Annotated in this window: 13 protein-coding genes and 1 riboswitch; of the genes, 9 read left to right on the top strand and 4 right to left on the bottom strand. The window is 40.9% G+C overall.

Annotated elements, in window-relative coordinates:
• The first annotated feature begins 175 nt into the window (after window positions 1-175).
• Window positions 176-254: riboswitch (ZMP/ZTP riboswitch) on the top strand.
• A gap of 105 nt (window positions 255-359) precedes the next feature.
• Window positions 360-1559, top strand: coding sequence for a phosphoglycerate dehydrogenase (locus OTG27_RS18125; RefSeq protein WP_034304108.1), 1200 nt, complete (start codon window positions 360-362; stop codon window positions 1557-1559).
• Window positions 1560-1787: 228 nt separating this feature from the next.
• Here the strand turns inward: OTG27_RS18125 and OTG27_RS18130 are convergent, their stop codons facing one another.
• Together OTG27_RS18130 and OTG27_RS18135 are read right to left on the bottom strand one after the other, a co-directional pair.
• Window positions 1788-1964, bottom strand: coding sequence for a hypothetical protein (locus OTG27_RS18130; protein WP_156500252.1), 177 nt, complete (start codon window positions 1962-1964; stop codon window positions 1788-1790).
• Between the two features lie 404 nt (window positions 1965-2368).
• Window positions 2369-2800: a hypothetical protein gene (locus OTG27_RS18135; RefSeq protein ID WP_268937656.1), complete on the bottom strand. Its 432-nt coding sequence runs from the start codon at window positions 2798-2800 to the stop codon at window positions 2369-2371.
• Window positions 2801-3015: 215 nt separating this feature from the next.
• On the opposite strand from OTG27_RS18135, the gene OTG27_RS18140 reads away from it, so the two are divergent.
• The 6 genes from OTG27_RS18140 to OTG27_RS18165 all read left to right on the top strand — a co-directional run bounded on the left by OTG27_RS18140 (window position 3016) and on the right by OTG27_RS18165 (window position 7998).
• Complete coding sequence (locus OTG27_RS18140) at window positions 3016-4074, top strand: M4 family metallopeptidase (protein ID WP_268937657.1); 1059 nt, start codon at window positions 3016-3018, stop codon at window positions 4072-4074.
• A 32-nt stretch (window positions 4075-4106) separates the two neighbouring features.
• Window positions 4107-4418: a protealysin inhibitor emfourin gene (locus OTG27_RS18145; protein ID WP_268937658.1), complete on the top strand. Its 312-nt coding sequence runs from the start codon at window positions 4107-4109 to the stop codon at window positions 4416-4418.
• 315 nt (window positions 4419-4733) lie between these two features.
• Window positions 4734-5840 carry a DNA sulfur modification protein DndB gene (locus OTG27_RS18150; RefSeq protein ID WP_268937659.1) on the top strand — a complete coding sequence of 369 codons (1107 nt, stop codon included), beginning with the start codon at window positions 4734-4736 and terminating at the stop codon, window positions 5838-5840.
• Window positions 5827-6858 carry a DNA sulfur modification protein DndB gene (locus tag OTG27_RS18155; RefSeq protein WP_268937660.1) on the top strand — a complete coding sequence of 344 codons (1032 nt, stop codon included), beginning with the start codon at window positions 5827-5829 and terminating at the stop codon, window positions 6856-6858. The genes OTG27_RS18150 and OTG27_RS18155 overlap by 14 nt, the downstream gene beginning before the upstream one ends.
• A 155-nt stretch (window positions 6859-7013) precedes the next feature.
• Window positions 7014-7571 carry a competence protein ComK gene (locus tag OTG27_RS18160; RefSeq protein ID WP_034304100.1) on the top strand — a complete coding sequence of 186 codons (558 nt, stop codon included), beginning with the start codon at window positions 7014-7016 and terminating at the stop codon, window positions 7569-7571.
• Between the two features lie 157 nt (window positions 7572-7728).
• A complete protein-coding gene (locus OTG27_RS18165; protein ID WP_034304099.1) occupies window positions 7729-7998 on the top strand; it encodes an excalibur calcium-binding domain-containing protein in 270 nt (89 codons plus the stop codon).
• A gap of 193 nt (window positions 7999-8191) precedes the next feature.
• On the opposite strand, the gene OTG27_RS18170 is transcribed toward OTG27_RS18165, so the two are convergent.
• Window positions 8192-8452, bottom strand: a complete 261-nt coding sequence (locus OTG27_RS18170; protein ID WP_057276994.1) for a hypothetical protein — start codon at window positions 8450-8452, stop codon at window positions 8192-8194.
• A 426-nt stretch (window positions 8453-8878) separates the two neighbouring features.
• Here OTG27_RS18170 and OTG27_RS18175 point away from each other — a divergent pair, with 426 nt between their 5' ends.
• Complete coding sequence (locus tag OTG27_RS18175) at window positions 8879-10201, top strand: Nramp family divalent metal transporter (RefSeq protein WP_249597197.1); 1323 nt, start codon at window positions 8879-8881, stop codon at window positions 10199-10201.
• Window positions 10202-10298: 97 nt separating this feature from the next.
• On the top strand, window positions 10299-11276 hold the full coding sequence (locus tag OTG27_RS18180; protein WP_268937661.1) for a 2-hydroxyacid dehydrogenase: 978 nt from the start codon (window positions 10299-10301) through the stop codon (window positions 11274-11276).
• Window positions 11277-11628: 352 nt separating this feature from the next.
• Here OTG27_RS18180 and OTG27_RS18185 read toward each other — a convergent pair whose 3' ends face one another.
• Window positions 11629-12900 (bottom strand): cation:dicarboxylate symporter family transporter, encoded by a 1272-nt coding sequence (locus OTG27_RS18185; protein WP_268937662.1) that lies wholly within the window; start codon window positions 12898-12900, stop codon window positions 11629-11631.
• Between the last annotated feature and the right edge of the window lie 195 nt (window positions 12901-13095).

A 13095-nucleotide genomic window follows, 5' to 3' on the forward strand; every position in this document is an offset into this window, starting at 1 on the left:
TTCCCATTTTCGGAGATGAAACCATAGTTTTCGACGATATATTTCTATTTTCGCAGATAAAACTGCAAGTTTCGTCGATATTTCTAGTGAGTCATGGCTTCTGCAAAAAAAGAAATAAACCTTTAAAATGATATTGAAGAATGCTGAATAGTTTGATAGAATAAAATAAATGAAAAAGACTATGTGCAACTGGCGAAACACGGATAACCGTGAGGGAACACATAGTGTCGTAGCCGTTCGCCTGGGCAGAGGTAAGGGATTTTATCCCTTGCCTCTTTCTGTATATTAACAGATAGTAAAGGTTTAAAGTCAATATTTTGAAATTTCAAAAACATCATAATCAAAGAGGAGCTAACAAAATGAGCACAATACTTTTAGAAAAAGTCAAAACGATCAAAGCGTTAAATAATATTGCCGAAAGCGGGCTGAATGTTTTCAATAAAGGCGATTTTAAGGTCGATAATGACAGTGAAAACCCTGATGCGATCGTTCTTCGCAGCTTTAATATGCATACTATGGAATTCGGCGATCAGTTAAAAGCAATCGCAAGGGCAGGGGCTGGAGTCAATAATATTCCGGTCGACAAATGCACGGAGCAAGGAATTGTCGTTTTCAATACACCAGGGGCTAACGCAAACGCTGTAAAAGAAATGGTGCTGACGACATTGATGGCTTCATCTCGTAACCTTTTTGCCGGTGTGGCTTGGACAAAGACGCTTGAAGGCGAAGGGGAACAAATTCCGAAGCTTGTCGAAGCAGGAAAGAAACAATTCGTTGGTAAAGAAATCAAGGGAAAAACTCTTGGCGTAATCGGTTTAGGAGCAATCGGTGCACTTGTAGCGAATGACGCGCTTGATTTGGACATGGATGTCATTGGCTTTGACCCGTTCATCTCTGTTGATACAGCTTGGAACTTATCCCGCAATGTACAGCGCGCCATGACAATTGAAGAATTGTTTGCAGAATCTGATTATATTACAGTACACGTTCCATTAACTGACGACACAAAAGGAATGTTTAACCAAGAAACATTCAGCATCATGAAGCCGGGCGTACATATTTTGAATTTCTCACGCGGTGAGCTAGTGAATGAAAATGATATGCAAGCTGCACTTGAAAGCGGAAAAGTAGGCAAATTCATTACTGACTTCCCGAATGAAAACGTGTTGAAAATGAAAAATGTCGTTCCAATTCCGCATCTTGGTGCCTCTACGCTGGAATCAGAGGAAAACTGTGCCATCATGGCAGCTCGTCAGTTGAAGAACTTTTTAGAAACAGGGAACATCAAGAACTCTGTGAATTTCCCGAATACTTCCCTTCCTTTTACAGGAAACCGTCGTGTGGCAACTTTCCACGAAAACGTTCCGAACATGGTTGGGCAAATCACGCTGGCTGTATCAAGCTTCAATTTGAACATCGCTGACATGGTTAACAGAAGCCGTGGGGGATATGCATATACGATCATCGACATTGATGGAGAAGTAAACGGCGATATCATTCCTGCTTTGGAAGATCAAATCAAACAAATCGAAGGCATCGTTACAACTCGTATCATCTAATTGGAACCAAAATAAAGCTGATAAATAGTGAAAGCCTCAATTCCTTTAAGGAGTTGAGGCTTTTTTAGGCTTTATTAATGTTTTTGGAATGAATATTGGGGTGGGTCATACTAAACTGGCTCACGTGTTAACAACCTAGGGATTACAACGGACTCAGCCTGCGGGCAGCTCGATACATTCAGTTGAAGTCCAAACATCTTCCACACGCATTGCTTAGCATCGAAATTCTCAAAATCCGTCATGCTTTCCTTCTGTGTTATCTTCATAATGTACAAAAAACATCAAGTAGATTGCGAATAGGAGATGCAAATAAAGTGGAACATCTTTATCATTTTGAATAACAACAAATATGTACATTCCATATAACAAAATGGGAATGCTTAAAAGGATTCTGTGCTTAGTCACATGTCCTCCCCCCATTTATCCTCCAATATCAATACATGAGCCACTTGAAAACCCTTTTCTTCTAGAACATCTGCTAATTTCATAGCTTCATCCTCCTAATTAACCAAATATTCTGTCACTTCTATTAATACAATAGTATGAAGTACAGGGAAAATGCTGTCAATCTATATTCCCATTTTTAGTGATCGCCTTCATAACTTATCTACCAAAATAACTATCTCAAATAGGCAAAACGATACCAAGACGGGGAAGCATTGCAATCAGCCCTATATTGTTCTTCCTAAAAAATTCCGGTGTTGATGAAGGAAATTAGATGTTAAAAAAGCTCCTGCAGGAGGCAATTGCCCGGTATACGCATCACCGCTAACCGGAAATTGATTCTGAGCTCTATCTGTAGTGGCAATCTACGATCCAGACTCACCTGCTTGCAGAGAGGGAGGCTTCACTAGAAAACGTCCTTGAAGAATAAAATGCCGAATTCTGCTCTGTTGATCATCGATTATGGTTAAGTTGCCAGAGAATGTGGCATAAGGTGAATCAAATGCGATTAGTTTGGTGTTTTCATTCCAAAATCCATTAATCGGAATGGGTCTGCCGCGAAAATTAACCGTACCAACCACCCTATTATCTATTTTAAGGGAGGGCATAGCATTGGTAACTTCACAGGGAACTGCTTCGGTTAGCTTTCCATTCCCATCTGTATGGGGTATCCACTCTCCAATAGCTGCTCGTTTATGTTCCGAGGAAGATTCCTTGTTTAAAGCAGTATATGCAGTACGAGCAGAATAATTTAATAAAGAAAGGTGAACTCTTACATCCCCTGCCTGATTTTGCATGATGAGTTACCAGTTGCCGGAAAAAGGATTGAACGGATCAGAGGAAGGAATGGAGGGAAATGAGGTACTTGCGGCGAAAGTAGTCTATAGAAATGTGTTGAAGATAGGATGAGCAGCAAATGTGAACGGATCAGATAAACAGCTATTGAGCATGAAGAACGGTTTGAGAAACGAAATGATAATAGATCGTAAAAAAACATGAAGGAGTGACGAATATGCATAATAAGGATTGTTCCAAAAGGTGTCAGTGTTTCATCGTACCTAACTATATCTTAGAGAATTTGGCACAAAATGAAGTGGAAGAAGCACGGATCAGTTTAGCGAAAAGCCGTCAAATGCGCAGGCGCAGAATATTGAAAGAATATGATATTGACGGTGTTATCGCTTTAACGGATGCAGGATCTGAACGTCAAGGTGAATCTGCCCGTCATGTTTACGATTGCAAGGGAGGAACGAAACTCCGCGAGAATGAGGCTAGGAAAGAAGGAGACCGATCAAGTGCAGATCCCATTGTTAACGCTGCATATGATTATAGCGGAGTTGTGCGTGATTATTTCAAGGATGTTTTGCACCGTAATTCAATTGATAACCAAGGTCTTGATCTCATTCTGAACGTTCATTATGGCAATAAATTCACGAATGCTTATTGGGACGGAGATGAAATGGTATTTGGAGACGGTGATGGGGTCATCTTTAGCAATTTTGCCAATTCACTCGATGTAATTGGACATGAATTGACACATGGGGTTACGCAGTTCACAAGTGGATTGGAGTATGAAGGTCAGTCCGGGGCATTGAACGAACATCTTTCAGATGTGTTTGGAGTTGCCATAAAACAATTTCACTTAAAGCAAACTGCAGGAGATGCCGATTGGCTGATCGGTGCTGATATAATGGGACCGACACTGAAAGGGCAGGCACTCCGTTCGATGAAGGCACCAGGTACGGCATTTGACAATAAGTTAATGGGTAAGGATATTCAGCCTGATCATATGAAGAACTTCTATAAGGGAGAACGCGATAATCATGGTGTCCATATCAATAGCGGCATACCAAACAAGGCCTTTTATCTAGTATCGATGGAAATTGGAACGGACAAAGCGGCCTTGATTTGGTTCAATGCGATGCAGAATTTATTTGCGACGGCGAATTTCAATCAATTCGTGCAAATCGTCATCAAGGCAGCGCAAAAACTTGTTGATAGCGGTGATGTTACGAAAACAGCCATCAAGACAATTGAAAATGCTTTTAAAGCGGTTGGACTGCCTGAGTAGAAATATTCCATGAATAGGAGGCTCCATCTACCATGCATATCAAATTTAGCTGCATAGGGGGATTTGCCAACCTCGACTTGAATTTCGAAATAGATACGGATGAATTGCCGAAAGAGAAGTATGAGGAATTGCAGAACTTAATGAAACATGCTGACCTTCATAATGCTGCCCAAAGTAAAATGGTAAAAACGCAAGGGTTCGACTCGTTTTCATACCAGCTGGATATAGCCGATGAAAAGAAGAAGCAGTCTTTCTCATTCACAGACACAACAGCTCCAGAGGAAGTCAGGCCCTTATTGGATTATTTACGGAATTTAGCAATTGATATAAAGCTGGCAGAATAACCACGTCAAAAAAAGTCTATCATTCAGATAGACTTTTTTTGACGAGTCGTAAAACTTCACAAAAATGTCATTTCGTTTCACTTTTATCTGGATTTTGGCTGTTTGTTCTCTAAATGGACACAAAATAGCGATCCGCAGCAGCAAATTTGAAACGGAAATTAGATAGTATAGCCATTTGATGAGATTTTGTAAAGAGTTAGCCAATCAAACAGGTAAAGCAGTCACAAAAGGGAACCAATTTTGAAAGAGGTAATACAAGAGCGGTTTTACAAAAAAAGCATAAAATAGGATAATGGTCGCAGAGAGGTGAAGTGAATGACATATCAAGAAATGAAAGTGACGATAGCCGGAAACAGCCTTACCCAATTCGGGAAAAGAATATTAATCTCGCAGATTCAATTCTCGACATTGGAGGCGATATTCGAAGTCGATGAGGCGGTTCAAAGAAAGCTTGATCTCAATCGAAGGACTGAAATCAGGGAGTTCATCATCGATTCTGTATCGGAAGGGGACTTTTACTTTTCCCCATTCATTTTCTCGAGCAGGGGAGCGATCCAAGAAGTGCCCGTGGGCGGGGAACTGCCACCAGGAAGTAAAATATACATACTTGACGGGCAGCATAGGACCTATGCCCTCATTTCAGCCATCAGTCACCTAAGGGCACGGAAGGAAACGGAAGAAGAAATCGGAAACTTTCCCGAAGCGGCAAAGCTCCAAAACCAAATTGATAAGTTGAAAACCTATCCGGTCACGATTCAAATCTATTTAAATCTGGAAACGCATGAAGAAAGACAGCTATTCAATGATATTAATACGAAGCGAAAAGAGCCGCATAACGGCTTGGTGATGAAGTATGACCAGCGCGATGAATATGCAGAACTAACACGGAACATTGCCAGGATATTAGAAAGTAAGATGGAGATAGAGGCCACCCTTTCGAGGATCACCGTGAGATGTACGGCGCTGACTACGCTGACGATCATGAGGCGCTGCCTTATTGCTTTATTTGAAGGAAACGTCACCGCGAAAACGGGTAAAGCCAATTATGGTGATATGACCAAAGCCGAAATCATCAACACCGCGACCGCGTTTTTCGAGTCATGGCTGGAAATCTTTCCGAAGAAGATGACAGACCGGACTACATTCACATCAGGGTATTCCGGCATTCAAATAGCCCTTGCCCAAACGATCCACCAACTCCGAAAACATCATGAAATCCCCTATGAAGAAGCAATAAATCATATGCTGCATTTGAAGAAAGCCTGTACTTGGAAGCATGATGATGCCCTTTATTCACACATTTACGACCCCTTGAAAAAAAGAGTCAAAAACCATTCGACTACAAACGCCATCCAGAAAACGGCTCTCGCGTTCAAACGAAAAATAGAACAAGAAGGAGGATGGCTGCATGATTCTAGGTGAATTGGACCGGAAAAGAAGGACGATGGTTTCCTGCTCCATCATCGAGCTGGTCCATATGTATCGCAACGGTCAGATTGCCACGAGGGAAATCAACCAGCTGCGGGTCCGATCGATCAAAAACTATCTTTTGGACAATGCGTTAACGAAAAATATCTACCTGCCGCCACTTGTTGCCAGCAGCAGGGAAGGAGCAGCCCCTAATGGAGATCCCATCGAACTTTCGATCATCGACGGAACACAACGAATAGCGGCTTTCGCGCAAGTGGAGGACAGTATCCTTAAAGCGTTAAAGAAGGGTGAAGAAAAGGTGAAACTAGCATACGAACTGGATTCACTCATGAAGGACAGCTCGATTGCGATCCAAGTATTTGAAGGGCTAACAAGAGCGGAAGAATCCCAGCTCTACCTGGATCTCAATCTAAAAGGCAAGAAAGTTGCCCTTTCCAAACGGATATCATTCGACTCGCGAAACAACCTCAACGTCATTACCAATCAGGTGCTCCATACCCATCAATCGCTAAAAACAGCCGGTGTCGAACTTGAAAAGCGTTCCATCAATCGTCCAGCCAATAAAAACCTCTTATCGCTATCGCAATTGAGGCAGGTCATCGGCATCTTCATGACTGGGAAGGCACACGTAAACATCGAAGAGAAAGTATCACAAAGTCCGCTTTCGAACAGTGAATACATCACACTCATTCATCTCTATCTTAATGAACTATTCGACATATACCCGGCAGGACAGATGGGTGATTACACAAAATGCATGCTTGCCAGTTACCCGCTTTTCATTGCCGTTGCCCTTTATATCAATGACAAAATGGAAAACCAGCCAATCGAACAAAGACAACAGCTGATTGCCACGAGAATGTCAAAATTGAAAGAGGTGGACTGGAGCCCTGATAATCCCATTTGGAAAGAGTTTAAAGGAACATACAAAGGGCGGCCGCCATTATTTCACCTAAGCAAAGATAAAAACAATATCGAAGAGCTAGTACTCTGGCTGTATAGCTGTTGAGGAGGTGAGGGGAAATGTGATAATGAAAAAGTGAAAAACCCCTAGGTGAGGACGTCCGGTCAGACAATCACCTAAGGGCTTGCGAGCAGGAGTATACCTGCCTCTATGTCCAGTATACTCCATAAAAAGGAATAGTGAAATGGGGAGTGAATGGAATGATGATACGAAAAAACTATTTATTGAATATGGAAACGGTAGGAATGATGGAGCGATACGACGCCAATGGTGTCGAGATGACTACGGTAGTGGAGGGAGACAGCACTTTCCATGTTAGGCAACCGCGCCAGGAAATCCTGAATAATACGTTAAACCACTTTGGATTGGATCTGGATGGCGGACTAGCAGCAGCCAAATCCGTACTAGGCGGTAAATACAGACTGCCCGTCTGCATAAATGCCCAACTGGGGATGGTCTGGTTCTCCTCCCGCTCATTCCGGAAAAGAGGAGGAGTCTGGTTTTCCTACATCCACATTCGTGACCTAGAGGAAATGAACGAAAAGGAAACACTGGTCCACACAAACTACGGTCATTGCTTACCAGTAAACTTAAGCAAAAATCAGCTCGCCTTCAAAAGGGACCAAGCAGCCTATCTGCATACGACCTTCCATGAACGCTCATTGGGTAAAAAGACCTTTTATTACGAACCGGGAAGCGGAATCACCTTTTGCAAAGAACCTGGGGAGGTCCATTACAGGGTGAAGGGAAAGGAATAATATAATCTATGGGACCGCTGAATTGGCGGTCTTTTCTTAGGGGTGGATTAAGTGAGAGCGGGTATTATTTAACATCCAGAAAAATAGTTATTATAAAAAATGGAATGATACATTATGATTAGTAAAAAGTTAATATTTAGGGGTGTAGGTACGTATTTTGAAACGAATATTTGCTATTTTACTATCTTTTGGACTAGTTTTAGGTCTCTCGTTTGGCGCAAATGACGTTGCCAGTGCCAAAACAAAGGTGAAGACTTATAAAAACTGTACAGCATTGAATAAAGACTACAAAGGAGGCGTAGCCCGTACATCTTCCGTTAAAAATAAAGGGGGAAAAACGAAATACAAGCCTCACGTTTCAAAGGCGCTTTATGATGCCAATAAAAAAAGCGATCGCGACAAAGACTTTATCGCTTGTGAAAAGTAAGGATTATTCAAAGAGACCTTTTATAGGAAGGTCTCTTTTAATTTTTGTAGATAAAACGTGTTCCATATTGATTGGAGCGGGTGTGAGAGGCTCCTGCGGAAAGCAAGTGCCTGGAGAGGAAAGTTCATATTTGTACAAAACTAAAAAAACGGAAGCTAAAGCCTAAACAGGTTTTTAGCTTTTTTCTCGTGGGTTATCTTTCAAACCGTCCAAAATGTGTATTTTCCCGATTTATAAGTGCATCCCCAAGATTGATTCTGCTCATAAGTCTTTCATGGTCAGAAGGAAAACGTTCTTTAACATTTGCGACACCCTCTGTTGTTGGGATATTACCATTAGGCATAGGGCGTTCTTCTCTTTGAAACCCGGGGTTCAAACTATCATTATTAGGGTCTCTGCGAGCATCAAGGTTCCCGGCAGTATTATTTGGATCATTGTTATTATCTTGTGGCATATATTTCACTCCTTCGCTTATATTATCCGCTGATGGCATTAATCTATTCGCACACTGTACTTTATCCTTTATTTATCCTGTTTTCCTCAATTTGCAGCAACGCCAATTTCTCTTGATTGATCAACAAGTATGAAGGGTCTTTTTTATGCTTAAAAAAAACTTCTAAATATTATGATTGACTTACATTTTAATTTGTCTTACAATTTCAATGTAAATAGTCGAAAGATTCAATCAAATGGAAGGAGAACTTACTTAAGAGCTAATTCACTTCAACAAGAAGCATGACAACATACTGCGCATTAACTTTATGTCAATTCCGGAAATGATGTAAAGTTCTGTCATAATTTCAATATCTGAATGTCTAGAGTTATCTAAGTATTATTGCTTTAGAAAAAATGAAAGCGAATACATACTCTTTGGAATGGAGTGAATAACTTGAAAAATCAATCAAATCTTGCTGAATCCACTGTGATTGCTCCGGAGGTCGAAAGTAAGAAAACAAATTTCTTCACGAAGTTTAAAACCGCCTATGGTCCAGGAATTCTTGCCGTGTTAACGTGGCTTGGCGCCGGGGATCTGGTGACTTCTTCTGTTGCCGGTGCAGATTATGGATATAGTTTAATGTGGATTTTAGCTCTGTCATTAATTCTTCGTTTTCTTATCGTTAATGTTATTGCCCGTTTCCAGCTTTGTAACACAGAGGGTTTAACCATTCTTGAAGGCTATGGACGTATCCACCCATTTTTCGGTTATTTCATGTTTGGTTATGCATTAATCATGGGCCATCTGTTTAATGCCTATATGATTAAGGGAGCGGGAGAGGTATTATCGACACTCTTCCATGTCAATCAGCCATTCTTAGCTTCAATGGTAGTTGTAGGATTAGTGTTTATGCTTATTGGCAGGAATATTTATAATAGAATTGAAAGTGTAATGAAAGTGCTTTTGGCATTATTGACCATTGCCTTCTTGTTCCTGGCCATTCAAGCTACACCGGATGTGGGGCAAATCATTAAAGGAACGGTTGGTTTTAGCATTCCAAGTGATACTGGCGTTCATGGAGCATTATTGGTGGCGATTTCAATTATCGGTGCAGTGGCAGGATCGATTTCGAACTTTGTACATCCATATTTCATGAAGGAAAAGGGCTGGACGAAGCCGAGTCATGTCAAGGTTCAAAGAAATGACTTACTGTTTGCCATCGGAGTTTGCATTGTGATTAATTTAGCCATTTGGGTGGTTGGGGCAGAAATTTTAAAACCGAATGGAATTCATGTGGAAACGATTGATGACTTGGCAATGGCATTACAAATGTCGTTAGGACAATTTGGCTGGTACATTTTTTATCTTGGGGTATTTGGCGTATTGTTCGCGAGTATAGTAGGGAAATCAACTGGTTTTCCAAGATTGATAGTAGATGCCTTTTACGTAATAAATAAAAACCGACGCGAAAAGTACAATGGTAAATATGAAAAAGATCCAATGTTTAAATGGATTATGATTTTTGTATTAGTTACGCCGCTTATTTGGTCCATTCCCGGCATGCCTGGTTTCATTGCATTGACAATTGGCGTAAATGCAATAAATATAATCGGCTTTCCGGTAATCGCAATTGGCATGCTCGTGCTTTCAAATAAAAAAAGCTTGATGGGAAAATATAAAAACAATTGGTTCGAAAATATTATTCTAACGTTAGCTTCCGTTTTAGCGATTTGGTCCGCCGTTCAATTAGCTACTACCTTTTTTTAAAATAATGGTAGATTATAGATAGAGGCGTAAAACAAAAAGGTTATATCAGCATTCGAACCCGATGGGGTCCTACTTTATTGGAAGTGAGGTATCAATGATGAAACCGAAAGTAATCGTTTATAAGAAAGTGGATCAAAAGGTGTTGGATTATATTCAAGAGACTTGTGAGGTCGTTTATTTTGAGGGTCTTGATTCACAAAACTATCCTGAATTTCTTCAGGAGCTGAAGAACGCACAAGGTATATTAGGTTCAGGATTAAAGGTGGATAAAACTTTACTGGATCAAGCACCGCAATTAAAAATCGTCTGTAATTCATCGGTTGGTTACGACAATTTGGATATAACCGAGTTGTCCAATCGAGGAATCATGGCTACGAACACTCCCGAGGTATTGAACGAGACAGTCGCCGATACGATCATGGGTTTGATGCTCTCCACAGCGAGAAGAATGCCTGAGTTGGATCAAATGGTAAAGTCAGGGCAATGGACATCGAATATCGGGGAAAAATCGTTTGGGTTGGACGTCCATCATAAAGTGTTAGGCATTATCGGAATGGGCGGAATCGGATCTGCCGTTTCAAAAAGGGCCCGTTTTGGGTTCGATATGAACATCTTATATCACAATAGATCCAGAAACGAAGACGCGGAACAAAAGTATGGAGCTACATACTGTTCTCTGGAAGATCTGTTAAAGCAATCTGATTTTGTCTGCTTAATGACACCGCTGACTCCTCAAACCGAAAAGATGATGGGGGAAAAAGAATTCAAGCTCATGAAAGAGTCCGCCATCTTCATCAATTGTTCAAGAGGGAAAACAGTGGATGAAGAAGCGTTGATCGATGCGCTAAAGACCGGAGAAATTCACGCGGCAGGACTGGATGTCTTTGTACAGGAGCCCGTCCAGGAAGACAACCCGCTGCTTTCCATGAAGAATGTCGTCACTCTGCCTCATATCGGTTCCGCAACATATGAAACCCGCCTGAAAATGGCGATGCTGGCCGCAACAAACCTTGTCGCCGGATTACAGGGCGAAACTCCGCCTACGTTGATTAAAGCTGGCGTAAAGGTGAAGTGATCTTTTATAAATTAAGCTGGATAGCCTTAATTGGGGCTATCCATTTTTTTGTTTCGGATTATGATTTTTACTCATTCTGCAAAACAAAAAGCCCTCCCATAAAGGAGGGCTTTTATATCAATTCCCCAGACTTTTATTATTCATCAATCACATCAGCCATTTCATCAAAATCGGAAACTGCGATCTATCAAACAGTTCAGCACAAGAAATACCTGGGTTTGTCATCGCGTAAGACTTGTAATCGGAGACTGCACGCAATGTTTGGATACATAGTATGCATGCACTGGTACTTGTTTTGATCCCTAGAAGTCTTTCTTAATACGATCGTCATGACCGTGTTTCCTCCTCTAGTTTATGCTACGTCTGATTGTTTAATTGAATTAACGTAATGGTTTGCTTTATCCTGGTCAAATTCCCCTTCCCATTTCGACATGACAATCGCCGCCAATGAGTTCCCTATGACATTAACCGCTGATCTTCCCATATCCAAAATTCGGTCGATACCGGCAATGAACGCAACACCTTCCACCGGCAGTCCCATAGAACCAAGTGTTGTTAAAACAACAACAAATGAGGCACCCGGAACGCCAGCCATTCCTTTTGACGTTAACATCAATACGAGTAACAAAGTGATCTGTTCTGTAATGGATAAATCTATACCATACATTTGTGCCACGAAAAGTGAAGCAAGTGCTTGATAAATCGATGAGCCGTCTAGATTAAACGTATAGCCTGTTGGAATAACAAAAGAAGTAATGGATTTCGGGCAGCCAAACTTCTCCATTTTGTCCATAAGCCTTGGTAATACCGACTCTGAACTTGCTGTTGTAAATGCCAAAATCAATTCATCCTTTAACACTTTCAGGATAACAAAAATGCTTGTCCCTGACATTTTCGCTATCATTCCAAGAATGGCGAATACAAAGAATACCATCGTCACATAAACAGCAATTACTAGGTTACCTAAAGGAATTAATGTTGCGATACCGAATTTTGCAACGGTTACACCAATCAGTGCAAACACACCAAAGGGGGCAAATTTCATGACTAGATTCGTCACCCAAAACATTACTTCCAACACACCTTCAAAGAATCCAAGAATAGGCTTTCCTTTTTCGCCTATCGCAGCCACACCTAAGCCGAATAAAACAGAAAAGAAGATAATCGGTAATAAATCCGCTTGAGCCATTGATTCAAATACATTTGAAGGAACAATATGAGAAATTGTTTCTCCAAAGCCACTGCTGCCAGCGGTATTTGTCGTTTCTTCATATTTTGAAATATCACTTTTTTCAAGATTGCTTGTATCTAAGCCAGACCCTGGGTGGAACAAGTTTGCCGCCAGTAATCCAATAACAATGGCAATTGTGGTGACAATCTCAAAATAAAGAAGAGTCTTCCCGCCTAATTTTCCCAGTTTCTTTATATCGCCGACCCCCGCTATGGAGACGACTAGTGCAGCCATGACGATCGGGATGACGATCATTTTAATTAAATGAATGAAAATATCGCCGATAGGCACCAAAATGGCCATGACTGTTTCATTACCATGGAATAAAGCACCGACAACGATACCTAGTACAAGTGCAACAAAAATTTGAGTAGCTAAGCCAATCCTTTTCATTTGAATTCCTCCTTCGATAGTCGTTCTGTTGTTAGCGCTTTCAATTTTTAGATTATTTCAAGTTTATGATCATCCTACTGGAACCTACTGAATCCTACGGATACTTACAAGGGCCATAAAAAATAATAATTTCAGTCAAAACCCTTCTCACTTTTTTACCTTTTCATGTGTTATGTTTTTAATATAGTGACTGGG

The sequence above is a fragment of the Peribacillus sp. AS_2 genome (assembly GCF_026891895.1).
Classification (GTDB): Bacteria; Bacillota; Bacilli; order Bacillales; family DSM-1321; genus Peribacillus; species Peribacillus frigoritolerans.